Genomic DNA, 24,862 nt, shown 5'->3' on the forward strand with positions numbered 1-24,862 from the left:
TTTGATGGCTATTCAGTCCTGTAAGTCGCTCATCGCTCGCGGCCTCCTTCTGGCCGCTGCATGCCTCCCGGCGTTTGCACCCCCGGCAAGCGCGGATATTCTCGATGTCACGCCGACACCCACGAATGCCCAGGTGACAGTTCCTGCGGGGTCAACCGCAATTGCGGTGACCTGGCGCGTGCGCCGCGACGTGCTCTCTGCCTCCCCTACCGTTACCGTCAGATCAACAAGGGGCGAGTTTCTGATCGGCAGAACGGTTGTCGCCACGAACGCTACGCTCCTCTCAAGACTCAGCGATCCTGCCGGCCAGATATTCCCGATTGAGACCTTCACTGAAACAGTGCGGGTTCCGGCATCGGTTGCCTTCCAAATGGCCCAGAACCCGGACCTGGTCCCCATCTACCGCCGCAGCTTTGACGATGGCTTCGCCGCTACCGCCGGAGCGGTGAGACTGGTTCCGGCAACCAGCACCGCCAGTGAGTTTGACGTCAGGCGCCTGGACCTCTTCTTTGAGGATCGCAGCCGGGTCAAGGTACTGCCGGCCGGTGAGCGTCTTGTCGCCTTGGCGGACGTCAATTTTGACGGCGCCGGCATCGCAGAGTTCGAGTGGCAGATTGCCGACCCAAGCTCGACACGAGGTGCCCTGGTCTTCCGCAGGCTCCAGGTCTTCCGCCGCAGTCTTGCAGGCCGGGGCCGCGTGACACTGCAAAGCCCGGAGCTGCCGACCTCTGCCCAGGGCCTCCATATCGTCCGTCTGGTTGCAACCGACCCTCAACTCAGGTTTGCGCCACCGGAACTCAAGTACTTCGTGGTACCGCGCAAGGACGCCACTGCCGCACCTGCCGGACAGAACATTGTCCTTACCGGCCCGCCCGAGGGAACCCAACTCTCGACGGAGACGGAATTCTCATGGCAGGACACACCGGGTGCCGCGGTCTACCAGCTTGAGATTTACCCGATACGTCCGGACCGGCCCGTTCCTCCCGGACAGGTTCAACCGATAGGTGGGGCGCTTTTGATCGACCCCGATGAACTTTCCAGCCGCCCCATTACCGGTATCGTGCTGCCGTCGGACCAAAACAGCACATCACTCAAGGTCTACAGTCTGGCGCATCTCGAAGCCGGCCGTCCCTATCTATGGCGTGTCAAAGCCATTTCGGGGAATGGAGCGGTTATCGGCACCTCGCCCGTCAGACGGATCGTTGCGGGGCGCTAATCATGGCCAGCAGTTCCTATTCAACTTTAGACGAGGAGACCGGGGCGTTGGAGCAAGAGAGCTCGACCCTTCTAATGAAGCGCGTTGCCAAGGGAGACGAAAAAGCCTTCGCGGCGCTCTATTCCGACCTGGAGACCCGCGTCTACCGGTTCATTCTCTCCAAGCTGAATGACCCCTTCGAGGCGGCTGACATCCTGAATGAGACCTTTCTGGAAGTCTGGAAATCGGCCGAGAAATTCGAGGAGCGTTCGAAACCGAGCACCTGGATCTTCGGCATCGCCTATCACAAAGTCATGGACCATCACCGTAAGAAGAAGCCCACACAGTTGGACGATCTGGATCAGTGCGATCCCGTCGACGAGTCGGCGGACCAGGCTGCAGCAATGATCGCTCTGGAGGAGAGTGACCATCTGCATCACTGCCTGGGAAAACTGAAACCTGCCTTCCGCGCGGTTCTGGAACTCTCTTTCTTTGAGGATCTGCCCTACCGGGAAATCGCCGAGATCATCTCCTGCCCCGAGGGAACCGTGAAGACCCGGGTCTACCACGCCAAGGAGGCACTGCGCCATTGCCTCGCCCAGCAGATGGGTGACAGCTAAACCTCTCTTGCACCCACTGAAAGAAACTTAGCAGGTTTTGGTGTTACGCCCCGGGGCGCACTGCTCCGGCGCTTTATCACTTTGGCCGCGAGGAAGACGATTTCATCTCGTCAACGACCGTTCTTTCCCAGAGAGGAACACCCGTTTTATAGGCGGCACGGCCGATCATATGCGCCGCGACGGGAGCCGTCAGAATGAGGAAAACGATCGCCGCTACGGCCCTGGCCGTGATCGCCCCTTCGCCGAAAAAGATGGCGACGGCAACCAGGATCAGACCACAGCCAAGAGTGCCTGCCTTGGTCGAAGCATGCATTCGGATCAAAACATCCGGCAGACGAAGCACGCCAAGTGCAGCAACAAGAGCGAAGAGGCCGCCCGAGACCACGAAAAAGGCAACAAGGATTTCGATCATGACCCCTCCTCGGCCTCCTTCGAAGATGCGATCGCGCGAAGTCTGCGCCGTTCGGCGAAACGGGCGAAGGCAACGGTTGCTAGGAAAGCAATCAGCGCCAGCGCAATCGCGACATCCAGGAAGGCAGGCTCCTCCGCCGCAATGGCAAAGAGTGCACTGAAGGCGACCGCCAGGACCGTAATCAGATCCAGCGCAACAACCCGGTCCGGCAGGCTTGGTCCTAGCACCAAGCGGATAAACGCGACCACGATTGCCAACATCAGCAGGATAAAGGTGATGTCAATCGCCGTTTCAAGCAGCGCACCGTCTTCAAAGATCATCGTAAGGCCTCAATAACACTGCGCTCCAGACCCTCTTTGATCTCCCGGCGCAGTATTTCCGGGTCGTCGACAAACATGGCGTGGACGTAGAGAGTCTTGCGGTCAGGCGAAACATCCAGGCTCAACGAACCCGGTGTCAGTGAAATGAGATTGGCGACCAAAAGGATTTCCTCATCGGTCTCGGCATCCAGGGGAACGGCGATGATACCGGGACTGCTGAGATGCGTCGGCGTGATGACGTCCCAGACAACCTGGAAACTCGAGATCACCAGCTCGTAAATGAAGAGCAGGATGAGGCGCAGAACCCGCCAGACCCGCTCAAAGTAGTTGCTCGCCTTGAACAAGGGCCGTGCAACCCAGAGCGCGGCGTAGCCGATGATATAGCCGATCAGCAGATTCGAGAGCGTAAAGCTGCCGATCAATGCGGACCAGCTGATTGCGAGAAAAGCGTTCAGGATGAAGATATTCATGTGGCTGCCCCCAGGACCGCCCTGACATAGAGGGCAGGATCAAGAAGTTGTGCCGCTGAACGTTCAGCGAAGACCATAAAGGGTTCCGGATAGAACCCGATGATAATGGTCAGGGTCGCGAGCGCAAGGATCGGGGCCAACAGAGCCATCCGGGCGCGTCCGTCGAGAGCAGTCAGAACCGGCTCTTTCCCGTCGGGATGGGGCTTCCAGAAAGCCTCTGCCCAGATTTTGGTCATGGAGAAAATCGTGAGCAGTCCGACCACGAGTGCGACCGCGGCGATCAGGTAGGCCTCAACTTCCAGACTGGCCTTCACCAGCAGGAACTTCGCCCAGAAGCCTGACAAGGGTGGGAAGCCGGCAAGAGAAAAGGCCGGTATCAGAAAGAGCACCGCCAGGAACGGACTGGACTTGTAGAGTCCGCCAATGGCCGAGAGTTCAAAGGATCCGGCAAGGCGCTTGGCCACGCCGCTGACCAGGAACAGGTTCGCTTTCACGATGATGTGGTGAACCAGATAGAAGACGGCGCCGACCAAGGCCAGCGGCGTATAGAGAGCAAGCCCCAGGATCATGTACCCGATCTGACTGACGATATGGAACGAGAGAATCTTCCGGAACTCGTTCTGCGCTGCCGCGCCAAGCACGCCCGTGACCATTGTCAGAGCGGCCACGACGAGCAGCAGACTGTGGGTATACGCCGTGTCCTCGGTGAAGATCAGGGTAAAGGTACGGATCAGCGCGTAGACGCCGACTTTGGTCAAAAGCCCGGCGAACACCGCTGACACGGCGACCGGCGGCGTGTGATACGAGGCCGGAAGCCAGAAGAAGAGCGGGAAAACCGCGGCCTTAACGCCGAAGGCAATCATGAATACGACCGCCACGACCGTCAGCAGGCCCTGGTTCTCGACCTCGCGCACCGCGCCGTGCAGGTCCGCCATGTTCAGCGTCCCGGTCAAGCCGTAAAGCAACGCGATCCCGGTCAGGAACATGACTGTGGAGACAAGGTTCAGGGTGACGTACTTGATACCGCCATCCAGCTGCGCCTTATCCCCGCCCAAGACCAAGAGGCCGAAAGAGGCGATCAGCATCACCTCGAACCAGACATAGAGGTTGAAGATATCGCCGGTAAGGAAGGCGCCGCAAACGCCGGCCAGCAGAATCTGAAAAAGCGCGTGATAGCCAAGAGTCTCCCGGCGCTCATCGATGTCCGCCAGGGCATAGACAGCCACCGCCAAACCGGTAATGGCAGTGATCAGGACCATAACGGCGCTCAGCAGATCGGCCACCAGGGTGATGCCGAAAGGAGCGGGCCAGCCCCCCATCTGAGCCGCGATGACGCCCTCGCGCCAGGTCGCCGCCATCAGGAGGATCGAGACAATAAGCAGAAGGCCGCAGCCGGCAACGCTGAGCCAACGTCCGGCCGCCCCGCGCGAGCGGAGAAGAAAGACCAACACAGCTGTTGCGAAGGGAAGAATAACAGGTAGCGCCAAAAGCCAACTCACAAGCTCGTTCCCTCCAGCTTGCCTTTTGCTGTTGGCTGATTGTCTTCGATGGGTTCCGCGTGCCGCATGGCATCCGTATCAAGCGTGCCGAGGCCATCGTAGCCACGGTAGACAAGGACCAGCGCAAAAGCGAAGAGACCAAAACCAATGACGATTGCAGTCAGCACCAGGGCCTGCGGAAGGGCGTTGGCGACCACGTCCGGCGGCGTGAGCATGCCGGCCGGCACCAGGGCCGGGGACTCCGGAGTGAGCCGTCCGGCGACGAAAATCGTCAGATTCGCTGCGTTACTGAGCAGCACAAGGCCGAAGAGAAAGCGCATGACATTTCGCGCAAGCATCAGATAAACGCTGGCCGTAACCAAAACGCCGATGAGAAGAGCCATCAAGACTTCCACGGTCAGACCTCCTCTTCCAGACCCAGCACGATCGCTAGCACAGCGCCGACCACGACGAGGTAAACACCTATGTCAAACAGCAGCACCGTACTGATCGGGAAGCCCTTGTCACCGCCCTCGGCGAAGGGAAATGACCACTGGCCAGAGAAAAAGGGATCTCCGAAAAGAACAGCGAGAACACCGGCAAGCAGTGCAATACCCAATCCGCCCATGGCGATGGTCAGGGGGTCGAGCCGCAGGGCCTGGCGGGCCGCCGCGCTGCCATGGGCAATGGCATAGAGCACAATCCCGATCGTGGCGAGCAAGCCGCCGATGAAGCCGCCGCCGGGCTCGTTATGACCACGCAGCAGCATGTAGACGGAGAACAGGAGCATCAAGGCCACCAGGATCCTCGTTGCGGCGCTCAGGATAAGAGAATTCATTGCTGCTTCGCCTTTTTCGTGCCCTTGATCAAAACATAAGCGCCCAGAGCGGCAACGGCGACGACAGCAATCTCTCCAAAGGTATCCAGCGCCCGGAAATCGACGAGGATAACGTTCACAATGTTACGTCCGAAGGCCTCGGGCATACTCTTCTCTTCGAAGTATGCCGTAATTGTGCGGTCGAGCGGCGTGTCGAGCACCGAGAGCAGAATGACGGTGACCACGCCGCCGACAAACAGAGCCAGAATGGCATCGAAAATCCGCGCTCCCTTCATGGGATCCCGTTCCAGGCTCGGCAGGCGGAGCATCACCACGGCGACCAGAATGACCACCAGCGTCTCGACCAAAAGCTGGGTGATGGCGACATCCGGCGCACCAAAGATCACAAAAATCAACGCAACTCCCATACCCACCACACCCAGGGCGCAGATGGCGGCAAGCCGGGAGCCCGCAAAGACCGTCATAATGGCACCGCCGGCAATCAATCCCACGACCAACAGGTGTTTGATCGTGAAGTCAGGCAGGATTTCGGGCCAGCGCGCGGCATCCGTGACATAGAGTGTCACAACGCCGCCGAGCGCCGTCGTTGCAAAAACGACAAAGAGATAGCGTCGCAGAATCCCGCCTTGAAGTATCCGGGTTTGCCAGGCCGCCGAGGCCTTAAGTCCATCCAGAAAGCGGTCCCACATCTGATCCGCCGTTGCCGGAAGTCTCTGCTCCACCCGGACCAGAAACCCGCGGAGCTTTTGATGGCCCAGGTAGAAGCTGATGCCAAGAACGAAGGTCACGACACTCAGCAGCAGCGGCAGGTTCAGACCATGCCAGAGTGCGAGCTTGACCTCTTCCGGCTGACCGGCAATCGCCGTCACCGCAGGCTGAACGAGACTGGCACTGATCAATCCGGGCATCAGGCCGAAGACCAGGCCAAGCACCGCAAGTCCAAGCGGGCCGATCCACATGAAGAGCGGCGCTTCACGCGGCGATTTCGGAGTTTCCAGTCGCGGGCCGTAAAACGGTTTCAATGCGACAATACCGGCGATCGCGACCATCAGGGCGTTGGCCAGTACCGCGGCAGTGGCCACGAAAAGCGGTTCGGACGCGACGGCAAGTGCTCCCTCGTACTTTAACTCCTTGCCGATGAAACCAAGGAAGGGCGGGAACCCGGCCATGGAAAGCGCTGCCGCAGCGGCGGCGAAGGCGGTCACCGGCATGGTCTTGGCGAGACCGCCGAGTTCCGAGGTTTCCCTGGTTCCCGCGCGATAGTCGATGATGCCGACGATCAGGAACAAAGCCGCCTTGTAGAAGGAATGCACGATCAGGAAGGTGACCGCCGCGGCAATGGCAATGGTCGCCCCCGACCCAAGGAACATGGTCAGAGTCCCCAACGCCATAAGCGTCGTGTAAGCCAGGGCCAATTTCAGATCGGTCTGGCGCAAGGCCAGTACCGAGGCAAAAACCGCGGTCACAGCGCCAAAGAGCGTAAGCGTCCAGAGCCAAACCTCGGTGCCGCTCAGGGCCGGATGCATGCGTGCCAGTAAGTAGATGCCGCCCTTGACCATGGTCGCGGAATGAAGATAGGCGCTCACCGGTGTCGGCGCCGCCATGGCGTTGGGCAGCCAGAAATGGAACGGCACCTGAGCTGACTTGGTGAAAGCACCTGCCAGGACCAGGAAAAAGATCGGCAGATAAAGCGCGTGATCGCGGATCGTATCGCCCATTGCCATGATTTCGGACAGCTCGTAGGTGCCCGCGGCACTGCCCAGCAGGATAAACCCTGCCAGCAGTGCGAGCCCGCCACCTCCGGTCACAAGAAGAGCCTGCAGCGCTGATCTTCGGGCCTTGGCCGTGGAGTGATTGAAGCCGATCAGGAGGTAGGAAGCGACAGATGTCAGTTCCCAGAAAACAAAGAGCGTGATCAGGTTGTCCGCCAGGACCAGCCCGAGCATGGCGAACATGAAGAACAGGAGATAGAAGACGAAACGCCAGTAGTGGACATGGCCGGCCAAGGTGACACTCGAGAAGAGCGCCACCACCGCGCCAATCCCGGCGATCAAGAGCGCAAAGGTAAGACTGAGTCCATCAACGAGAAATGTGAGATTGATTCCCGCGCTTGGGACCCATTCGTAGACGAAGCGGAGCGTTTCACCATCGGCAATGGCGGGCAGCCCGGTGGCAAACACCAGAGCAAGCACAAGAGGCGGCAACGCAGCAATCCAACCGATGCCGATGCTACTCTCTGCCTTCACCTTCGCCGTCACTTTTTGCGTCTCTCCCGACTCGACGCGCGGATCGGAGTTATCCATACGAAGGTTCACTTCCCCACAACAAAAACCTTAGGACCATAAACTGCCCGGGCACTCTGTACCCAATATTAATTTATTACAAATGCCTATGCGTCGCTCAGAGCGCAAAACACGAAGTTGCTATTTGTTCGCAAAACGTCCCCACCGCAAGCGATGGGGACGTGGTTTCCTGCAAAAACTAGGGCGAAAACGAGGGTAATCAAGCTTGACGCGCGGCCGCAAATTCCTGTGCGCCAACCCCGCCGGACGGCTCTCCCACCGGCGCCCGAACAGCCAGCATAAGCCTTCTCCACGACTCAATTTGATCCTTGAGCAAGAGCTTCTGACGCTTCAGACGTTGGATATTCAGGGTGTTGGGCAGAGGCCGCTTCATCTCGCGCGAAATCTGCTCATCAATCGCGTTGTGCTTATTCAGGAGCGCAGTGTAGCTGTAGTCGTTTGGCATGTTCTGTTTTCCCTGGAGGTCAGAGGAGCAGGCCCGGAGTCCGAACCTGGAAGGCGTTTTGATTTTGTAGGATGTCCTCGATTACCGGACCGTGGCTGACTGACAGCACAACCCGTTGTGAAGTCTCCCATCGTGGCGATCTTGTGCGCTATGAGCCGGTCCCGCAGGGAAATCCTGTTTGGCAATGCTGGAAAAACGCCGGTTCACATTTTCCTCCTTTCACTCAGATCTTCGCATCGGGCCGCGTGGAGTACAGTTTGATATGGCCGCGCTTCGTGATCGTTCCATTCGTTGTCACTTATCAGTTTGATAGTTTTTATCAATCAATAAAACATTCTTGCGATGAGCTTGCCTTTCCTGCGTGACTGCGCAGTTCGATAACAGACTGGCCGGATTGCCAAATTTGGCGCAGGCGGCGGCAACTTATCATTTCTTCCGATTAAAGAATGGCTTCTGATCGATTGGACCAATCCAAAACACCCCCCAATTGCAGGAGGAGAGAGGGACTCTGAAGTTTTGCCCTGATCGGAAAGACGCAGCTGAAAGGATGAAAGAAGCGGATGACCAAGATACCTGACGCATTTAACCGGCCGTCTTACAGGGGAGACCACGCAGCGGCCCTCCAGCATGCCAAGAATGATTATCACGATTGTATCGCCCGATACGGATGTGATTCGGCCGAAGCTCACGTCGCGCAAATCCTCTGGCGCAAACTGCGCAGTAAATCGCGGTTGGGACAAATGGCAAAAGCGTGAGTGAGGGCGCATTAAGCTTACGCCCGGCCCGGTCAATCGATCGCGCCGGGCGCAGGACCCCACAGACAGGCGCTTTCCACCTCAGAAAAGTCAGCCGCCTCCGCAGTTATCAATCACGCAACCGGACCTTAATCCAGCTTAGCTCTCAATTGAGACGACATTCGTTGCGCTAAACTCTAAGACGACACGGCTGTCGATCTTGGGTGCCGTGGCTTCGGTCGGTCGCCTCAGCACTCCGGAGGCACGAGGTTACTGCACCGCGCAACGCCTGCATCCTTGCCAGAGATCATATCCCCATTGCCACGCTGCCGGTAACATCGCTCCGCAAGTCAGTGTAACTTCACCGGCGTTTCGAAACCGGGTGGTTTCACCGCCAACACGGAACACTCCACCTGGTTCAGGATCGCTTCCGCGGTGTTGCCGATAATCAGCCCGCTCACGCCGGTCCGCCCCACTGTTCCCATCACGATCAAATCGACCTTATTCTGCTCGGCAAATTCCGGAATGATTTCCCGTGCTGCGCCTTTTTCGAGATGGACTTCATGCTTCCCGGATGTGTCCGGGTAGCGGAAAAGCAGTTGCGACAGGTTTTGCTGGCACTTCTGCTCTTGCTCATCCACCAGTTTGTCGATCCGGGCTTTTGGCACCTTGGCGAAGGCGCTGTTGCGCAAGGCGGCTTCTTCTTCAAGCCGCCAGGTATTCATGATGTGCAGCTCGCTCTCGTCAATCTCCGTCAAGGATGTCGCGAGCTCCATGACCAGGGTGTTGAGCCCGACTTTCTGCTCGTTGGCCGGATCCGGATCGACAGCCGCAAGGATGCGGGCATTCCGCCTGTCGGGGCTGTTCTTCATAATCCAGACCGGACAGGGACACTTCCTCAGCACATGCATGTCCGTACTTGCAAAGAAGAGCGAGCGCCCTTCCGACGCACCGGCAGCGCCTTTCATGACCAAATCATGTTCGTCGCGCAAAACCTTGCGGATGATCTCGATGAAGGGATTGCCCTGTAAAACCACCTCGGCGGTTTGGATGCCCTCGGACTTGATGGGGCCTGCAATGTCGGCCAGGCGCGCGCTGCGGAATTCAATCACCTCGTGCTCGACATCCTGAGCACCCGCGCCCGAAAAGCTGCCAAACAGGCTTGCGAGCTCGCCGGGCGCTGATTCCATCACATCCACCAGGGTAATTCTGGCCCCGTTTGCCTTCGCGAGCCAAACCGCCCGCTCGATCAGCGCGTCATGAAGGCTATCCTCATCACAAACCAACAAAATGTTCGTAAATCTTTTCATGGCAATCAGCTCCCTAGCGCTTTTTTCTTTGTTTAAGGCAAGGTCACGCGAGTGGCGTGGAGATACACCTTGGTTAAAATTGCGCTTGAAAAATTGATTGTTCCAATCGAAGTTAAAGAAACTTTCGATAGTTTTTAGCTTTCAAAGATGCCCTGAAGGGGAGGATTTCGACAGGTGCCAACCTTGCAACAGCTCCGCTACTTGGTTGCGGTGGCTGAGACGCTTCACTTCAGGCGTGCGGCTGAACTCACCCATGTGACCCAGCCGACCCTCAGCGGCCAGCTGCGCGAACTCGAGGAGAAACTGGGTGTCCAGCTTGTCGAACGCAGCCGGGCACGTGTGATCCTCACACCGATCGGCACTGAGATCGCAGGCCGCGCCAAAGGCGTCCTGCGCGACGTTCAGGAGATCGTGGAGGTCGCGAAACATGAACAAAACCTCATGGGCGGCACCATTCGCCTTGGCGTCCTTCCCTCGCTTGGCCCTTATCTTCTGCCGCACATTCTGCCGGAGCTTCACCGGCGGTTTCCGGATCTGAAGTTTTACGTGCGCGAGGGACTGCCACAGGCTCTGCTCGGCGGTCTCGATGATGGCAGTTACGATCTGCTGCTCTTCCCCCTTCCGGTCACGGGAAGCGACATCGCCCATACGCGTCTTTTCCGGGAATCGCTCCTGGTGGTCGCGCCGACAGATCACCGGCTGGCCAAAAAACAGCAGGTCGAGCAGACCGACCTGAAAGACGAGACGGTCCTGACTTTGGAACGTGGTCATCGGCTGCACGACCAGGTCCACGAACTCTGCGCACAGTACGGCGCCAAACTTGCCCTCGACTATGAAGGCACCAGCCTCGACACCTTGCGCCAGATGGTCGGCATGGGCATGGGATTATCTCTGCTGCCGGCCTTGTACGTGCGCTCGGAAGTCTCCAACGACGATCAGGTGGTCGCCCGGCATCTGCGCACGCGCCGCCCCTTTCGCATGATCGGTATGGTCTGGCGCCGGCACTCGGCACGTCAGGACGAGTTCCAGGCCCTGGCGGAGCTGATCCGTGAGATTATCTCGGAGGGCGTGCCGGAGGTGACTGTGTTACGCTAAGGCTTTTACGATAGCCCTATGAGATCCATCACGATGCCTCAGCCGCCCTTCAGCCGTTGGATAAGGTAGATCTCGTTTTCGGATGAAACAGGCTCGGTCAGACTGCTGGCGATGATCCGTCCGTCCACAGCGACCGAGACCCCGGCTTCGATGGTCGGTTCCAGGTCCGGGTAGGCCCGGACAAGGCCGCGCAGGAGTTCTCCCACGTTCCGGGCCTCGACCTCGACCTTATCGGCACCACCCGTGTAGGCCTTGAGGCCCGACCAGAGATTGACTTCAACCATTGGCCTGATCGTTGAGCGCCTTCAGGATGCGGGGCGGCGACATGGGCAGTTCCGTCAGGCGGACCCCGGCGGCATTCGAGACCGCGTTGGCAATCGCCGCCAATGGCGGACAGATCGAAGTCTCGCCCACACCACGCACACCGTAGGGATGGCCCGGGTTCGGCACCTCGACAATGACCGTATCGATCATTGGCAGATCGGAGGCCACCGGGATCCGGTAGTCGAGAAAACCCGAGTTCTGCAGGCGTCCGTCTTCACCGTAGATGTACTCTTCGTTCAGCGCCCAGCCGATGCCCTGCGCCGCGCCACCCTGGAACTGGCCTTCCACGTAGGTCGGGTGAATGGCCTTGCCGGCATCCTGGACGACCGTGTAGCGCACGACTTTGGTCTGACCGGTTTCCTTATCGACTTCGGCATCGACGATATGGGTGGCGAAGCTGACGCCCGCGCCTTCCGGTGTCGCCTCGTAATGGCCAACGATGGGTCCGCCGGTGCGGCCCATGCTGCGGGCGATTTTCGCCAGCGGCAAGGGCTCGAACTCACCCGCATTGGGACCGGAGGGTTTGGCGCAGCCGTCTTCCCAGACCACCGCCTCCTCGTCGATGCCCCATTTTGCCGCCGCACGGGCGCAGAGCTTCTTCACGGCGTCACGGGCTGCCTTGATGGTGGCGAGACCACTGGCATAGGTCACGCGGGAGCCATGGCTGATCTCGTTATAGCCCAGTGTCGCGGTGTCGGCGACGGTGGTGCGGATATTCTCATAGGGAATACCCAGTTCCTCGGCCGCCATCTGCCCCATGGACGCCCGCGAGCCGCCGATATCCGGTGTCCCGACCGAAATGGCCACGGTGCCGTCCTCGGACAGCGCCAACGAAACAGCGGTCTCGCCACCATGATTGAACCAGAAGCCGCAGGAAATGCCCCGTCCCTGCCCTTCGGCCAAGGGCGCGGTCAGATGGGGGTGCGCTCTCGCCGCCTCGAGGGTCTCCACCAGACCGATACGTTCGAACTTTGGTCCATAGGAGGCTTTGGTGCCCTCCTTGGAGGCGTTCTTCAGGCGCACCTCGATCGGGTCCAGATCAAGCTTGTTACAAAGTTCGTCAATGACGGATTCGACCGCAAAGGCGGCCATGGGAGACCCGGGCGCACGATAGGCCGCCTGCTTCGGGCGGTTCGACATGACGTCGTATCCGATCTGATGCACGTTCTCCAGAGCGTAGGGCGCGAAGGCGCACATCGCGGTGAATTCCATCGGCGCGCCGGGGAAAGCCCCGCCCTGCAAACGGAAGACACCCTGAGCGGCGGTGATCTTGCCCTCACGGGTCATGCCGATCTTGATGTCCATGGAGGTCGAGGCCGTCGGCCCCGTCGCGCGGAAGACTTCGGAGCGGCTCATCACCAGTTTGACCGGGCGGTTGGCCTTGCGAGACAAAGCGAGGGCGACAGGCTCTATGAAGACAACCGTCTTGCCGCCAAAGCCACCGCCGATTTCCGAAGGCGTGACCCGAAGCTGGCTGGTTTCGGTGCCTACCAGTGCCGCACAGACCTTCTGAACATTGAAGTGCCCCTGCGTGCAGCACCAGACCTCGCCCTTGCCGTCGGGACCGAGCTGGGCCAAACAGGCATGAGGCTCGATGTAACCCTGATGGGTGGCCTCGGTCTTGAAGCTCTCCTCGATCACCAGGTCTGCTTCGGCAAAGCCCTTGTCGACATCGCCGTGGCCGCTTTCATGATAGCGCACGACGTTCGGATGCATGCCCTCGGGAACCGACTTGTCGGCGGCACCGGCGCGGATCACCGGCGCATCCGCGGCCATGGCCTTGTCCACGTCGGTCACGTGGGGCAGAGGCTCGTATTCCACCTCGATCAGCTTGGCCGCATCCCGCGCAGCCAGTGCCGTGGTCGCGGCAACTGCCGCCACGGCGTGGCCATCGTAGAGCGCGGTATCGCCCGCCATGACGTTCTCGAGGATATTCCAGTTCTCGCCTGTCAACCCCTCGGCGAAATCGGCGCGGGTCACGACCGCCTTTACGCCCTTCAACGCCTCTGCCTTTGAGGTATCGATTTTCAGTATTTTCGCATGGGCATGCGGCGAACGCACGATAGAGGCGTGCAGCATACCGGGTGCCGCCGCGTCGGCGCCGAACTTTGCGCGCCCGGTGACCTTATCCACGCCGTCTGGCCGCTTGGGGCGGGTGCCAACGACCTTGAAACCGTTTGTCATGTTTCCGTCGGGAGCCATTACGATGCCTTTCTGAGGTCAGCAGCCGTGTCCAGCACAGCGCGGATGATCTTGTCGTAACCGGTACAGCGGCAGAGATTGCCCGCCAGCCAGTAGCGCACCTCGGTCTCGGTCGGGTCCGGGTTCTTTTTCAGCAGCGCCTCGGTCGCCACCAGAACGCCCGGTGTGCAGACACCGCACTGCAGCGCGGCATACTCGATGAACTTCTCCTGCAGAGGATGCAGCTCCTCGCCATTGGCCATGCCCTCGATGGTGCCGATGGATTTGCCTTCGGCTTCGGCCCCCAGCATCAGGCAGGAACAGACCAGCCGGTCGTCAACCGTAACGGAACAGGCGCCGCAGTCGCCGGTGCCGCATCCCTCTTTCGCGCCGGTCAGCGCCAGCCTGTCGCGCAGGACATCCAGCAGGGTTTCCCGGGGATCGCAAAGAAACTCGACCTCATCACCGTTTACGGTCGTGGTCACATGAATCATGCTCATTTGGCACCTCCTGCGCGCTCGTAAGCTATTTTGGCGGCGCGCTGTGCCAGGACGCCGGCCACATGGGTGCGGAACTCGATGGTGCCGCGTTTATCGTCGATCGGGTTACAGGCTGCCGAGGCCGCCGCAGCCAAAGCTTCCAGCGCCGCGTCATCAAGCGAGCTGCCGATGATCGCTTTTGCAGCGTCCTCGACCAGAAGAACCCTGGGCGCCACTGCCCCCAAGGAAACACGGGCTTCCGCGACCGCCGGACCGTCAAGCCGGAGACTGACGCCGCAGCCGACAACAGCAATATCCATCTCGGTGCGCGGGATAAACCGCAGATAAGCATCGCCGGCATTGTCACCCCGGGCCGGCAAATGCACCGCACTGATAACCTCGCCTTTGGCAAGATTGGTTTTGCCCGGGCCTGCGGGGATTTCCTCGACCGGTATTTTGCGGGTGCCGGAGGCCCCCACCACCGAGACCGATGCGCCAGCCGCCATCAGTGCCGGAACACTATCGGCCGCCGGTGAGCCATTGCAGAGGTTTCCGACGAGGGTCGCGCGTCCCTGGATCTGGGTGGATCCGATCAAGTCCATCGCCTCGACCACGCCGGGCCATTCCTTGCCCAGTTCGGAATGCTCCGTCATTTCGGCGCCCGCAACAGCCGCGCCGATCCGCCAGCCGCCCTCCTCTCGGGCGATATCTTTGACACCGGCGATTTGCTTGATGTCGATGAGCACGTCGGGTGTCACCATGTCAGCGCGCAACTGTACCAGGACGTCGGTGCCACCTGCCAAAAACCGTGTCACTCCCTCCGCTTTCGCCGCGATCGTGGCGGCGTCTTTGAAGCTGCCAGGCGTATGGTATTCCATGAATCCTCCAAGGCACCAGGTGGTGCTCTCTACTTCTTATCCTGCCCGCCACTCAGGGCAGTAAATGCTGATACGTGGAGCAGGCCCGGTCTTCCGATGGCCCGCAATCAAATCTCAAATACAACCGTCTCACAGGGAGCATGAAACCGGCAAGCGGTAAAAGCACCAAACCTGCTGCGCGTTTACGTTATCGGATGGAGCTGCGAGTTATGGCGCAAAGCCTGAAACCGGCGGGTGCTCCTAAATGACTGCCTTCTCCAGGAAAGGTCTGTTTTGCGCGATGCGGTCGTAGTGAAAAGGCGTCAGATCGAGAGAGCGGTATTCGCCATAGGTGATCCATTCCGACGTGCCGCGCCCCATGGCAGGAGACTGCTGGAAACCGTGGCCTGAAAAGCCGTTCACAAAGATGAAATTCTCGACCTCGCTGTGGGGTCCGAGGATCGCATTCTGGTCCAAGGTGTTGTAGGCATAGTGTCCGGCCCAGGAGTTGATCAGCTTTATGGCCTCGAACTGGGGAACGCGGGTTGCGATGACGGGCCAGGCCTTCTCTTCCCATATGCTGAAGTCCTGAACGAAATCGTCGTAGTCAACCGCAGGGTCGTCATCGGGCGGGCAACCCGCGAGATAGTAGGTTCCGTCGCTGCGCATATGAACACCCGAGGGATCGATGGTCAGCGGCAAATCCCGGTCCAGTGGCTGTTCCGCCGAAAAGATGAAGGTGTAGCGTTTGCGGGGTTCCACGGGAATTTCGATGCCCGCCATGCGCGACGTCAAGACTGCGCGTGGGCCTGAGGCATTCACCACCGAGCCGCAGGCTATGACATCACCCGACTTCAGGGTCACGCTCTCGACCCGGGTGCCGGCTGGGTTTTTGGCCATCCCAACCACCTCGTTGGCAATGTATTCCGCGCCCTGTTCCCGCGCAGAGCGTTTCCACCAGTCGAAGAGCGTACTGCCTTCGAAGTACCCCTCGTCGACAAGGTTGTGGTTCGCGCCAACGATGTCGTCGAGTTGATAGAAGGGATAGTCGCGCTTGATCTCGTCTCGGGTCATGAACTTCGTGCCGGCGCCACAGGCCGCCTGGAGCTTCTGATTTTCCCGCAGAACCTGCGCAAAGGCTTCATTGTCCGCCAGATACATATAGCCATAGCTGTGGAGCGGCACGTCCGGCACGCGCTCGTCATTGCCCATGAATTCACGGAAGTTTTTCACGAATTCGGCTGCGAATTGCGAGATCCGCACGTTGATCTCGTTCGAGAACTGCTGCCGCATACAGCTGTTGGTGTGTACGGTCGAGGTGAACTCGTAGGTCGGGTCCCGCTCAACCACCAGGATGGAACCGTCAAAATCCGGATTGTCGCTCAGGAACCAGGCGACCGCGGACCCAAGCATCGCTCCGCCGACAATCACGACATCGTACGACTTGTTTTTCGGTGCAATGAGACCCTCACCCATCAGGCCTTCTCCTCTTTCTCGCTTAAGCGCTCACTTCTTGCGTAGCATTTGCACTCTAGCAGCCATAGCCGTTTTTTTTCGCGATAACCGTCTCAAGCCGTCGGATGTCCCCTTACTCATGAGATGAAGCAAAGCGAGACACTCAACGCGGGACATCCACTTCAATGATCATCGGTCCGTCAGCGGGCTTGTGCGATTTGAGCGCCTCGGAAAAGCCGGCGGTGCTGTTCTCGCAACGCCGGAAAGACATCGAGCAGGCCTTGGCAAGCGCCTCAAAGTCCGGTGGGGTGGGATCACAGCCGACCACCTCGACATTGGCGTCAGCCATGGATGTTTCGATTTCCAGATATCCCGCATTGTTCCAGATGACGAAGATGATCGGCAGTTTCTCGTCCAACGCAGTCATCAATTCCGGCAGGGTGAACTGCGCGCCCCCGTCCCCCGTGATACAGACGACCTGCCGATCGAGCGCCGCCAGAGCCGCGCCGATCGCAGCGGGAATGCCATAACCCAAGGCCCCATAGCCAACCGAGGAATTGAACCATCCGCCTGCGCAGTCATGGTCGTAGTAGAGATTCCCCGCGTAAATCGGCTGAGTGGAATCTCCGACGATGATGGAGTTCGGAAAACTGTCGCGGATGCAGTTCAGCATCTCCACCTGATGGGCATAGTCGCCCGGCAGTTCGGCGTGCGCCTTAACCCGGGTCTCAGCCGCCTGCTCAGCCCCCCAGTCCGGCGCGCCCCTGCCTTCACCCAGCGCCCTGCTCAGCAGCGGAAGGACATCCGCCGCCACGCCGCAGAGTGTGACGTCGGCAGGATGACGGGCGAGTTGATCAGGGCAAATATCGATGCGAACCATATGCTTCAGCTCAGGCAGGCCGCCATTGCGGTAAATATCATAATCGGTCGTCCCGAGTTCTGTCCCGACGGCGAGAATGGCGTCGGATACCCGAAGCAGATCGCGCACCGCCTCCAGACTGGCGCTGGCCGGGATTGTCAGTGGGTGACCGTGCATCAAGCCACGGGCATTGATGGTCTGGACGACCGGTGCGTTCAGTTGTTCAGCAACGGCCAGGAGCGCGTCCTCGGCCCAGCGCGCCCCGCCCCCAGCCAGAATGACCGGTTTGCGCGCCCGCGATAGCAGGCCCACTGCACTCTTAAGCAGTTCGGGACCGGGAACCGGTGGTGATTTAGGATCGGGCGCGCTTAAAACCTGGTCGAACGAAGCCCCCATCACATCCAACGGGACCTCCAGGTGCATAGGCGCCGGACGCTTCGTCGCAAAATCCTGATAGATCCCGTGCAGCGCTGGCATCAACTCGGCATCCGAGGTCACCTGTTCCGAACGGCAGGCGACAAGCGCGCAAACCCCCTGCTGGTCGGGAAGTTCGTGCAGGTGCCCCAGCCCCGAGCCGAGACCGGCCCGCTCGTTCACACTTGAAACCACCAGCATGGGCACGCTATCCGAGCGCGCCTGTGCCATCGCTGTCAGTATATTGGTGATCCCCGGACCGGTGATCACAAAGGCCACACCCGGCTGCCCCGATACGCGTGCGAAGCCGTCCGCCATAAAGCCAGCCCCCTGTTCGTGGCGCGCGATGACATGACGGATCTTCGACTGGGCCAGCCCCCTGTAAAGCTCAACCGTATGCACCCCGGGCAATCCGAAAACAACCGGCAGCTCGCGCTCTTCGAGGTACCGGACAATGGCTTCACCGATCGTGGTCATAAGTTTGCTCGCACTGGCGTTTGCGAATCTGACCCCGTGTCGATCCGCGGACCCTTAGATCGGGCAGTGCAGCTTTCCTTGTCAACGAAATACGGTTTCTCACGCGCTGCAGAGCCATGTTGAAATTCGAAAGCGGCTATCGAAAAGTTCTAGTTCCAAGCCTGACAGGAAAATCTGATGCTATAACAACCGTGCAAAATCAATTCCGCGCGGAGCGGCAGGCAAAAACGCACAAGAACGCACAGGAGAGGACGGATGGAGAGGTACCAGCACTATATCGGCGGTGCCTGGGTAGCACCAGACGCTGGGAAATGGTTTGAGACGGTCAATCCCTACAGCGGTGAAGCCTGGGCGGAAATCGCGCACGGTAACGGCGGGGATGTCGATCATGCCGTCACAGCCGCGCTGACTGCGTTTGACGGTGAATGGTCGGCGATGAAGCCGTCGCAACGTGGCCGCCTGCTTATGCGTCTCGCGGAGTTGATCGAGCGGGACTCGGCCGCGCTGGCGGAGATCGAGGTCCGCGATAACGGCAAGCTCTACGCCGAGATGTCGGCGCAAACCAAGTATATGGCCGAGTGGTATCGCTACTACGGCGGCCTTGCGGACAAAATCGAAGGCGCCGTCATTCCGACGGACAAGGAAGCCGTCCTCAATTTCGTACGCTATGAACCGCTGGGTGTGATTGCCATGATCACGCCCTGGAACTCCCCGCTTCTGCTCCTCGCATGGAAGCTGGCGGCAGCTTTGGCCGCAGGCAACACAGCGGTCATCAAACCTTCGGAGTTCACCTCCGCCTCTACTCTGGCCTTCATGAAACTCATCGAAGAGGCCGGGTTCCCGCCCGGCGTCGTCAATACGGTTACCGGTTTTGGCGCGGATGTCGGGCAGGCCCTCGTCGCGCATAAGGACGTGGCTAAGATCGCTTTCACCGGCTCCGACGTAGCCGGACGCAAGATCAACGAGGCCGCGGCGCGCGATCTCAAACATGTATCCCTGGAGCTGGGTGGAAAGTCACCCAATATCGTCTTTGAGGACGCTGATCAGGAAGCCGCCGTCATGGGTGCTATTTCCGGCATCTTCGCGGCGACCGGCCAGACCTGTATCGCGGGTTCGCGCCTGCTGCTGCAAAGGTCCATCCACGACGCATTCGTCGAACGGCTGGTCAAGGTCGCTGGAGAAGCCACGATCGGTGATCCGATGTCGCTGGAGACTCACGTTGGCCCCGTCACAACTCCACCACAGTATAAAAAAGTACTCGATTACATCGAGATTGCACGCGAGGAAGGCGCAACCTGTGTGTTAGGCGGCAAGCCGTACGACGGGCCCGGCGCCATCGGCGGGCAGTTCGTCGAGCCCACCATCTTCACCAACGTGCGCAACGATATGCGTATCGCCCAGGAAGAGGTTTTTGGACCGGTTCTCTCAGTCATCCCCTTCGAGGACGAGGAAGACGCCCTGCGCATCGCAAATGACATCGACTTTGGCCTGGCGGCGGGCGTTTGGACCAAAGACATGGGGTGCGCGCTTCGTATGTCGGAACGGCTGAAAGCCGGTACCGTGTGGGTCAACACTTACCGTGCGGTCAGCTATACCTCGCCGTTCGGCGGCTATAAGCAAAGCGGGATCGGCCGGGAAAGCGGCCTGGAGGCCATCAAGGAGTATCTACAAACGAAATCCGTATGGCTGGCACAGGCCTCGCCCGTCGCCAACCCCTTTATCATCAGATGATCAACGGAAGCATGGCGGGTTTTTAAGGCGCAAATTGCTTGGGGCCCGGCGCTCAAAAATCCTGCTGGCCAAGAGCCGCACGAACGCGGTTTTTGATGTAAACGCCATCGCGGGATGGCAGAATGCGGTCTTCCTCCGCCACGTCAATTGTGACCGCGGCAAAATTCAACGCGTTTTTCGCGTGAACCCGTGTACGAAGGTTACGGACACCGGCCAAGTCGGTGATACGGGCGGTCCAGTCGAAGTTGACGCTTTGGGCGACCTTGTCAAGCTCGATGCCGTGACCGGCGTGACTGCGCTGCATTCCCGTCTCGCCGTAGTGGCCGTTGTCGAGAACAACGATCGTCAGGTTCTTGGGTGCCTGCACGGCAATAGTGGCAAGGGCTCCCATGCCCATCAGCATCTCACCGTCACCGGTCACCACCAGGACCGGATCCTGAGGTCGGGACATCGCCAGCCCAAGGCCGACGGTCGCGGCGCTGCCCATCGCGGCCCAAAGGTAATAATTCCGGTCGTGATCGCCCGCCGCCATGACATCGTAGGACGGCGACCCGAGACCGGTCGTCACGATCAGATCACCGCGATCTTCGAGCAGTTCGGCGACAGCTTCTCTACGGTTCAAATGGGTAGATGTCATTGCGCCTGGTTCCATACTTTTTTACCGATCAGTTGTTGGCTCAGGAGAACAGCACAGGCCTGGTCCCCATCGAATGCCATCGTCGCCGCTCCACGCAAGAGCCCCTCAACTTCCTCGGCTCTCTCGGCGCGCCAGGTCCTCACGCCCATGAGGTTCAAGGCTGCTTCGGTCGCCTGACCCATGGGATTTTGCCATTGATTGAATTCGGCCCAGTCGCCGCGCATGGTCACGACCATGAGCAGCGGAAAACGGCCGCATGCCGGGAGTGCCAAGGTGTTGATGCAGTTGCCGACACCGCTCGATTGCAACAGTAGAACACCCCGCTCTCCGCCAAGCCAGGCCCCTGCCAGATAGCCGATCCCCTCCTCCTCGGTTGTTAAAACCACAGAGTGCACCGCCTTATCGGCATTGAAGCGCTCGATGGCGGTGGAATGGCCCGCATCGGGCACGTAAGCCGCATGCTTTACATCGAAATCCTTCAGCACCTCATAGACCTGTAATTTCCAGTCAATTGAGTGGCTGTTTTGGAGAGAGTTTTGCTGCATGAGGGGTTCGCACTTCAAGTTGCCTGCATGACCTTGTCGTTGAGAATCTATCAACACAACGGATATATTTGAAATATAAGAATTTACGAAAAGCTATATAATTTTTTGATAGTACGATGGACCTTAAACAACTCAACACCTTCGTCCAGGTCGCGGAACTGGGCAGTCTGAGTAAGACGGCCGAGCGCCTGAGAATCGCGCAACCCGCACTCAGCCGGCAAATCCGGATGCTGGAAGACGAGCTTAAAACGCAGCTCTTCTCACGCCACGGGCGGGGCATGGTCCTGACCGAAGCAGGCGAGTTGCTGTTGTCGCGCGCCACCTCGATCCTGCGTCAGGTCGAGGAAACCTGCGCGGACCTGACGGAACAGGCTGTTGCGGTCAGAGGAAAGGTCGTGATCGGAATTCCGCCGACAGTCGGCGATATCCTCGCCGCCCGTATCACTGAGCGCTTTCGCACAGCCTACCCGGAGGTAAGTTTGAGGATCGTCCCGGCCTTTACCGAGTATCTTCTGGAGTGGCTGCTCAGGGGTGAAGTCGACATCGCCATCATGTACGCCCAGGAGAAGCAGACAAACCTGATGGTGCAGCCGCTTCTGATGGAAAACCTCTTTCTGGTCGCCAGCAAGGAAGCAGCGCTTGATGTCCGGCGTGCGGTGCGCTTCGCCGCTATCGCGCAGCGCACGCTTGTTCTGCCCGGCCCAAACCACAGCCTGCGTATTCTCCTGGAACAGGAAGCGGCGAAGCAGGGCCTGCAGCTGAATGTGCCGGTCGAAGCCGATGCCCTGCAGACTCTTAAGGATCTGGCGCGGCGCGGACATGCAGCGACAGTTCTGCCCTATGCCTCGATCCACGAAGAGGTCGCGGAAGGCAAGCTGACGGCAACACCGATTGTTGCTCCGGCCCTCTCACGCAAACTTGTCGTCGCCTTGCCGCTTGGTCGCCAGACTTCGAACGCAGTAACGCGATTTTCTCAGGAGTTATGCAGGGAGGTGACGGAAATGGTCGAAGACGGTGTTTGGGATGGACAATTGCTGCTCAAGAGCCAACAAGAGGAGACCGCCGCTCAACGATAGATGTGATTGCCTTTAAGTCGGCAACTTGTCTTCCAGGCACTCGTTAATCGCAACCAGCAAAGCACTGTTATCCAGGGGTTTGTAAAAAGTCTTGCACGCCCCCAGTTTCTTGGCCATTGCCAGAAAGTCAAAGTTGCCGATGCGGGACCCGCCGGAGATAGCAATAATCTTCAACTCAGGTCGCTTTTTCTGGAGTTCCATAATTGTCTCGAGACCGTCTTTTTCCGGCATGACGATATCGGCAACGACAAGATCCACGGGAGTTGACTCGACAGCTTTGACTGCCTGTTTCCCATCGGTGACCGCTGTGACGTCATGACCGGCGCGCGAGAGAAACACCTCAAGCATCTCGCAAATCAACGGTTCATCGTCCACAACCAAGATCTTTGCCACTTTTCCCCTCCAAAAAGACGGACCTACGTCACAGAGCTCCGCATGCCGCCGCTTTCGAGCCTTTGTCCCTCATAAACCGGCAAGTAGACCTCGAAGGTCGTCCCTTCGCCGACTCGGGTATAAATCACTATGACACCTTCATGCCCGGTGACAATACCATGCACGACCGACAGTCCCAGGCCCGTGCCTTCACCAACCGGTTTCGTTGTGAAAAAGGGATCATAGATTTTCACCAACACATCATCCGGGATACCACACCCACGGTCGGCCACCGACAAGCGAACATAGGGCCCTGGATGCAGTCCCAAGTGTTGATCTGCGAAGGCCTGGTCGACTTCGGTCTCGATCATTGTCAGACGGATCGACCCCTTGCCGTCGGAGTAGGACTGAAAGGCATTGGTCATCAGGTTCACAGTCAATTGTTGGATCTGCGTCTCGTCGGCCAAAACTATGCCACAGTTGTCATCGATCTCCATATCGAGAACCATTGTGGAGGGCAGACCAGCCCGCAACAGCGTGACGGATTCGCGAACAGCATGGCTGATTTGGAGAGGCTCCCGGTTCGCTTGTTCGCGGCGGCTGAAGAACAAAATCTGGTCGACGATGGATTTCGAGCGTTGCGCGGCTTGATCGATTTTGGAGATCAGCTTGCTAGTAAAGCTCTCTTTGGGCTCCTCTTCGAGAGCGATTTTGGTACAACCTAGAATGACATACAGCATATTGTTAAAGTCATGCGCGATGCCACCCGCCAGCGTACCCAGGCTATCGAGCTTTTGGGTGTGAACGAGCTGCCTCTCCAGGGTCTCACGCCGGGCCAGCTCCCGTTCCAGACTCTGGTTTGCCGAGTCTAACTGATCGGTGCGCTGTTGCACCTGCGCCCGAAGCTGATCAAACGTCATCCTGAGCTGGGCAACTTCATCGCCCCGCCTGCGGACAGGCGGGACAGTGGAACCATAACGCTCACCAAGAGAGACCATGTCCCCCGTCAAATTCTTAATCGGACGCACAACAGTCAGAACGATAAACGACAACAATCCGATAGATGCGATCATCGCGATGATGAGCAGCGTCAGAATTGTTGTTCTCGCCTGGTCAACGGCGTGCTCCGCAGCTTCATCGGCACCGTCGCTGATTGCGTCGGCTGACTCGGCAACCTGATCCAGCGCCGCAACGGCGTTATCTGCGTCGGTTTCCAGGCGTTCTGCAAGCAGTCTGGACTCGCGCACGGCCGCCAGCTTGGCCCGGTGTGTCTCGAAGAGCTGTCCGCGGCCATAGCCCAGCTTAAAGAGGGTGTCGAGCCTGGAGCGGAGTTCGTCAACGTCGCTTTTGTCTCTTTGCGTTTCCGTCAGCTTGCGCAAAACACTCAGATGCGGCCACACGCTCTCATACAAGGCGACAAATTCAGCTTCGATCGCGCCCAGTTTGCTGGAGTTTCGCTCTGCGATATATTCGCCGGCCGTGTCTTGTAACTCGATGATCAGGCGCTGCATCTTCAAAGCCGCTTCCACGACCGGATAGTCTCTATCGAAGAGTTGCCCGAGGACGCCGTTCACAGAGTGTCCATCGGCCCCACGTTCTGCCAGTCTATCCCCTTCCTCCTCAGCCTTCGCCATTTGCAGTTCATTTTTTTCGGCCAAGACATCGAGCAATTTAGTCAACTCCGAACCCGCCAGGTCGAATGCGGTGAGGAGCTTGGTTTCTTCTTGTTCGTTGTTCAAAGCGCTCCTGAGAACCGAGACCATTTGAAGGGCATGTTCGTTGAACTCAGATTGCTCCTGGCGCGCCGTAGCCAGTTCATCCAGGAGCGAGACATCGCTGACCAGGCCCTGCAGTTCGACATAGGTCTGATCGAACTTATGATCAAGCACACTAAGTTCTGTGATCAATGGCTCCATGCGGTTGAGGTCGCTGTCTGCAATAATCTCCTCCGCTACTTTGGTTGCTTCAAAGATCAGAGCGATAAGGTCATCGGATGTCTCGACCGTTGGGGCTGCAACGTCCGAAATGTGGTTCAGAGTCGTGTTGATTCTGTCAATAAAGTACAAGCCCGTGATACCAACCAGGACAGCCGAGATCGAAATCGTTGCAAAACCGGCAACGAGTTTCTTCGAGATATTTAGGTTGATGAAGGGCGCAAAGACCTTCAGCACACTTGAAAGCGGCGGGAACCTCCGCGCCCCGGTTACAACAAAATCGCTAGACGAAACCATGCCC

Annotated in this window: 24 protein-coding genes; 5 read left to right on the plus strand and 19 right to left on the minus strand. The window is 58.9% G+C overall.

Annotated elements, in window-relative coordinates; all coding sequences use genetic code 11:
- Positions 1-4 precede the first annotated feature (4 nt).
- Both FKG95_RS18175 and FKG95_RS18180 read left to right on the plus strand, forming a co-directional pair.
- Complete coding sequence (locus tag FKG95_RS18175; protein WP_142897823.1) at positions 5-1,216, plus strand: hypothetical protein; 1,212 nt, start codon at positions 5-7, stop codon at positions 1,214-1,216.
- A gap of 2 nt (positions 1,217-1,218) precedes the next feature.
- The gene (locus FKG95_RS18180) at positions 1,219-1,815 is read left to right on the plus strand and encodes an RNA polymerase sigma factor (RefSeq protein WP_179954162.1); all 597 of its coding nucleotides are present in this window, start codon (positions 1,219-1,221) and stop codon (positions 1,813-1,815) included.
- Positions 1,816-1,891: 76 nt separating this feature from the next.
- On the opposite strand, the gene mnhG is transcribed toward FKG95_RS18180, so the two are convergent.
- The 9 genes from mnhG to FKG95_RS18230 form a co-directional block, all read right to left on the minus strand.
- Positions 1,892-2,227, minus strand: coding sequence for a monovalent cation/H(+) antiporter subunit G (gene mnhG / locus FKG95_RS18185; protein WP_142897825.1), 336 nt, complete (start codon positions 2,225-2,227; stop codon positions 1,892-1,894).
- Positions 2,224-2,547, minus strand: a complete 324-nt coding sequence (locus tag FKG95_RS18190) for a cation:proton antiporter (protein WP_142897826.1) — start codon at positions 2,545-2,547, stop codon at positions 2,224-2,226. The genes mnhG and FKG95_RS18190 overlap by 4 nt, the downstream gene beginning before the upstream one ends.
- Complete coding sequence (locus tag FKG95_RS18195; protein WP_142897827.1) at positions 2,544-3,017, minus strand: Na+/H+ antiporter subunit E; 474 nt, start codon at positions 3,015-3,017, stop codon at positions 2,544-2,546. Before FKG95_RS18195 ends, FKG95_RS18190 begins: the two co-directional genes overlap by 4 nt.
- Positions 3,014-4,516 (minus strand): Na+/H+ antiporter subunit D, encoded by a 1,503-nt coding sequence (locus FKG95_RS18200; protein WP_142897828.1) that lies wholly within the window; start codon positions 4,514-4,516, stop codon positions 3,014-3,016. Before FKG95_RS18200 ends, FKG95_RS18195 begins: the two co-directional genes overlap by 4 nt.
- Entirely contained in the window at positions 4,513-4,899 is a 387-nt protein-coding gene (locus FKG95_RS18205; protein ID WP_246116819.1) for a Na+/H+ antiporter subunit C, read from the minus strand. The genes FKG95_RS18200 and FKG95_RS18205 overlap by 4 nt, the downstream gene beginning before the upstream one ends.
- Positions 4,900-4,913: 14 nt before the next feature.
- Positions 4,914-5,333, minus strand: a complete 420-nt coding sequence (locus tag FKG95_RS18210; RefSeq protein WP_142897830.1) for a Na+/H+ antiporter subunit B — start codon at positions 5,331-5,333, stop codon at positions 4,914-4,916.
- Complete coding sequence (locus tag FKG95_RS18215) at positions 5,330-7,636, minus strand: putative monovalent cation/H+ antiporter subunit A (RefSeq protein ID WP_142897831.1); 2,307 nt, start codon at positions 7,634-7,636, stop codon at positions 5,330-5,332. The genes FKG95_RS18210 and FKG95_RS18215 overlap by 4 nt, the downstream gene beginning before the upstream one ends.
- Before the next feature lie 199 nt (positions 7,637-7,835).
- Positions 7,836-8,081 carry a YdcH family protein gene (locus FKG95_RS18220; protein WP_142897832.1) on the minus strand — a complete coding sequence of 82 codons (246 nt, stop codon included), beginning with the start codon at positions 8,079-8,081 and terminating at the stop codon, positions 7,836-7,838.
- A gap of 1,084 nt (positions 8,082-9,165) precedes the next feature.
- Positions 9,166-10,125, minus strand: a complete 960-nt coding sequence (locus FKG95_RS18230) for a universal stress protein (protein WP_142897834.1) — start codon at positions 10,123-10,125, stop codon at positions 9,166-9,168.
- A 174-nt stretch (positions 10,126-10,299) separates the two neighbouring features.
- On the opposite strand from FKG95_RS18230, the gene FKG95_RS18235 reads away from it, so the two are divergent.
- Positions 10,300-11,220: a hydrogen peroxide-inducible genes activator gene (locus tag FKG95_RS18235; protein ID WP_142897835.1), complete on the plus strand. Its 921-nt coding sequence runs from the start codon at positions 10,300-10,302 to the stop codon at positions 11,218-11,220.
- 38 nt (positions 11,221-11,258) lie between these two features.
- On the opposite strand, the gene FKG95_RS18240 is transcribed toward FKG95_RS18235, so the two are convergent.
- The 6 genes from FKG95_RS18240 to FKG95_RS18265 form a co-directional block, all read right to left on the minus strand.
- Positions 11,259-11,504, minus strand: a complete 246-nt coding sequence (locus FKG95_RS18240) for a MoaD/ThiS family protein (protein WP_142897836.1) — start codon at positions 11,502-11,504, stop codon at positions 11,259-11,261.
- A complete protein-coding gene (locus tag FKG95_RS18245; protein WP_179954163.1) occupies positions 11,497-13,746 on the minus strand; it encodes a xanthine dehydrogenase family protein molybdopterin-binding subunit in 2,250 nt (749 codons plus the stop codon). Before FKG95_RS18245 ends, FKG95_RS18240 begins: the two co-directional genes overlap by 8 nt.
- A complete protein-coding gene (locus FKG95_RS18250) occupies positions 13,746-14,225 on the minus strand; it encodes a (2Fe-2S)-binding protein (RefSeq protein ID WP_142897837.1) in 480 nt (159 codons plus the stop codon). The genes FKG95_RS18245 and FKG95_RS18250 overlap by 1 nt, the downstream gene beginning before the upstream one ends.
- Positions 14,222-15,082 carry an FAD binding domain-containing protein gene (locus FKG95_RS18255; RefSeq protein ID WP_142897838.1) on the minus strand — a complete coding sequence of 287 codons (861 nt, stop codon included), beginning with the start codon at positions 15,080-15,082 and terminating at the stop codon, positions 14,222-14,224. Before FKG95_RS18255 ends, FKG95_RS18250 begins: the two co-directional genes overlap by 4 nt.
- A gap of 240 nt (positions 15,083-15,322) precedes the next feature.
- Positions 15,323-16,537, minus strand: a complete 1,215-nt coding sequence (locus FKG95_RS18260; protein ID WP_142897839.1) for an NAD(P)/FAD-dependent oxidoreductase — start codon at positions 16,535-16,537, stop codon at positions 15,323-15,325.
- A 142-nt stretch (positions 16,538-16,679) separates the two neighbouring features.
- Positions 16,680-18,266 (minus strand): 5-guanidino-2-oxopentanoate decarboxylase, encoded by a 1,587-nt coding sequence (locus tag FKG95_RS18265; RefSeq protein ID WP_142897840.1) that lies wholly within the window; start codon positions 18,264-18,266, stop codon positions 16,680-16,682.
- A gap of 255 nt (positions 18,267-18,521) precedes the next feature.
- Here FKG95_RS18265 and FKG95_RS18270 point away from each other — a divergent pair, with 255 nt between their 5' ends.
- Entirely contained in the window at positions 18,522-19,997 is a 1,476-nt protein-coding gene (locus FKG95_RS18270) for an aldehyde dehydrogenase (protein WP_142897841.1), read from the plus strand.
- Between the two features lie 52 nt (positions 19,998-20,049).
- Here FKG95_RS18270 and FKG95_RS18275 read toward each other — a convergent pair whose 3' ends face one another.
- Positions 20,050-20,634, minus strand: coding sequence for a thiamine pyrophosphate-dependent enzyme (locus FKG95_RS18275; protein WP_218940242.1), 585 nt, complete (start codon positions 20,632-20,634; stop codon positions 20,050-20,052).
- Positions 20,631-21,179, minus strand: a complete 549-nt coding sequence (locus FKG95_RS18280) for a thiamine pyrophosphate-binding protein (protein ID WP_142897843.1) — start codon at positions 21,177-21,179, stop codon at positions 20,631-20,633. The genes FKG95_RS18275 and FKG95_RS18280 overlap by 4 nt, the downstream gene beginning before the upstream one ends.
- A gap of 116 nt (positions 21,180-21,295) precedes the next feature.
- Here FKG95_RS18280 and FKG95_RS18285 point away from each other — a divergent pair, with 116 nt between their 5' ends.
- Complete coding sequence (locus FKG95_RS18285; protein WP_142897844.1) at positions 21,296-22,255, plus strand: LysR family transcriptional regulator; 960 nt, start codon at positions 21,296-21,298, stop codon at positions 22,253-22,255.
- 12 nt (positions 22,256-22,267) lie between these two features.
- Here the strand turns inward: FKG95_RS18285 and FKG95_RS18290 are convergent, their stop codons facing one another.
- Positions 22,268-22,648: a response regulator gene (locus FKG95_RS18290; protein ID WP_142897845.1), complete on the minus strand. Its 381-nt coding sequence runs from the start codon at positions 22,646-22,648 to the stop codon at positions 22,268-22,270.
- 23 nt (positions 22,649-22,671) lie between these two features.
- Positions 22,672-24,798, minus strand: coding sequence for an ATP-binding protein (locus FKG95_RS18295; RefSeq protein WP_179954164.1), 2,127 nt, complete (start codon positions 24,796-24,798; stop codon positions 22,672-22,674).
- Between the last annotated feature and the right edge of the window lie 64 nt (positions 24,799-24,862).

Source organism: Denitrobaculum tricleocarpae (assembly GCF_007004665.1).
GTDB lineage: Bacteria > Pseudomonadota > Alphaproteobacteria > Kiloniellales > Kiloniellaceae > Denitrobaculum > Denitrobaculum tricleocarpae.

What these genes read in the sequence shown, in the direction of transcription:
- FKG95_RS18245 (WP_179954163.1), bottom strand. Translation starts at nt 13,746, where the DNA reads ATGGCTCCCGACGGAAACATGACAAACGGTTTCAAGGTCGTTGGCACC.
- FKG95_RS18220 (WP_142897832.1), bottom strand. Translation starts at nt 8,081, where the DNA reads ATGCCAAACGACTACAGCTACACTGCGCTCCTGAATAAGCACAACGCG.
- FKG95_RS18280 (WP_142897843.1), bottom strand. Translation starts at nt 21,179, where the DNA reads ATGCAGCAAAACTCTCTCCAAAACAGCCACTCAATTGACTGGAAATTA.
- mnhG (WP_142897825.1), bottom strand. Translation starts at nt 2,227, where the DNA reads ATGATCGAAATCCTTGTTGCCTTTTTCGTGGTCTCGGGCGGCCTCTTC.
- FKG95_RS18205 (WP_246116819.1), bottom strand. Translation starts at nt 4,899, where the DNA reads ATGGCTCTTCTCATCGGCGTTTTGGTTACGGCCAGCGTTTATCTGATG.
- FKG95_RS18175 (WP_142897823.1), top strand. Translation starts at nt 5, where the DNA reads ATGGCTATTCAGTCCTGTAAGTCGCTCATCGCTCGCGGCCTCCTTCTG.
- FKG95_RS18215 (WP_142897831.1), bottom strand. Translation starts at nt 7,636, where the DNA reads ATGGATAACTCCGATCCGCGCGTCGAGTCGGGAGAGACGCAAAAAGTG.
- FKG95_RS18255 (WP_142897838.1), bottom strand. Translation starts at nt 15,082, where the DNA reads ATGGAATACCATACGCCTGGCAGCTTCAAAGACGCCGCCACGATCGCG.
- FKG95_RS18285 (WP_142897844.1), top strand. Translation starts at nt 21,296, where the DNA reads ATGGACCTTAAACAACTCAACACCTTCGTCCAGGTCGCGGAACTGGGC.
- FKG95_RS18190 (WP_142897826.1), bottom strand. Translation starts at nt 2,547, where the DNA reads ATGATCTTTGAAGACGGTGCGCTGCTTGAAACGGCGATTGACATCACC.
- FKG95_RS18275 (WP_218940242.1), bottom strand. Translation starts at nt 20,634, where the DNA reads ATGACATCTACCCATTTGAACCGTAGAGAAGCTGTCGCCGAACTGCTC.
- FKG95_RS18250 (WP_142897837.1), bottom strand. Translation starts at nt 14,225, where the DNA reads ATGAGCATGATTCATGTGACCACGACCGTAAACGGTGATGAGGTCGAG.
- FKG95_RS18180 (WP_179954162.1), top strand. Translation starts at nt 1,219, where the DNA reads ATGGCCAGCAGTTCCTATTCAACTTTAGACGAGGAGACCGGGGCGTTG.
- FKG95_RS18240 (WP_142897836.1), bottom strand. Translation starts at nt 11,504, where the DNA reads ATGGTTGAAGTCAATCTCTGGTCGGGCCTCAAGGCCTACACGGGTGGT.
- FKG95_RS18195 (WP_142897827.1), bottom strand. Translation starts at nt 3,017, where the DNA reads ATGAATATCTTCATCCTGAACGCTTTTCTCGCAATCAGCTGGTCCGCA.
- FKG95_RS18260 (WP_142897839.1), bottom strand. Translation starts at nt 16,537, where the DNA reads ATGGGTGAGGGTCTCATTGCACCGAAAAACAAGTCGTACGATGTCGTG.
- FKG95_RS18265 (WP_142897840.1), bottom strand. Translation starts at nt 18,266, where the DNA reads ATGACCACGATCGGTGAAGCCATTGTCCGGTACCTCGAAGAGCGCGAG.
- FKG95_RS18210 (WP_142897830.1), bottom strand. Translation starts at nt 5,333, where the DNA reads ATGAATTCTCTTATCCTGAGCGCCGCAACGAGGATCCTGGTGGCCTTG.
- FKG95_RS18230 (WP_142897834.1), bottom strand. Translation starts at nt 10,125, where the DNA reads ATGAAAAGATTTACGAACATTTTGTTGGTTTGTGATGAGGATAGCCTT.
- FKG95_RS18270 (WP_142897841.1), top strand. Translation starts at nt 18,522, where the DNA reads ATGGAGAGGTACCAGCACTATATCGGCGGTGCCTGGGTAGCACCAGAC.